1 protein-coding gene is annotated in these 281 nt (G+C 45.6%); it reads right to left on the bottom strand.

The genetic code is table 11. The annotated features are described in order from the left end of the window. Positions 1-102: IS3 family transposase (locus BGK49_RS19045; protein ID WP_069375680.1), on the bottom strand; the 102-nt coding region annotated here is incomplete at its 3' end. Positions 103-281: the final 179 nt, after the last annotated feature.

A 281-nucleotide genomic window follows, 5' to 3' on the forward strand; every position in this document is an offset into this window, starting at 1 on the left:
AACATCCATAGCTTTGGCGGCATCTGCCACCGTGTATTTCTGGTCAACAACCAGTTGAGCGGATTCGCGTTTAAACTCTGCGCTAAAATTTCTTTTTTTCATTGGAGCACCTGTGTTGTTCTGAGGTGAGCATATCACCTCTGTTCAGGTGGCCAAATTCAGTGTGCCACTTCAATATGAGTGTAAGCGTAAACTGACCGCCGTATGTAGCCATTAAGCCTGTATTGGTAACGTAGGTGCCCACCTTTTCAACTAGTGGACACCTGTTATGGAACAGAAAG

Origin of the sequence: Shigella sp. FC1544 (assembly GCF_001722145.1) — a bacterium.
Lineage (GTDB): Bacteria > Pseudomonadota > Gammaproteobacteria > Enterobacterales > Enterobacteriaceae > Escherichia > Escherichia coli.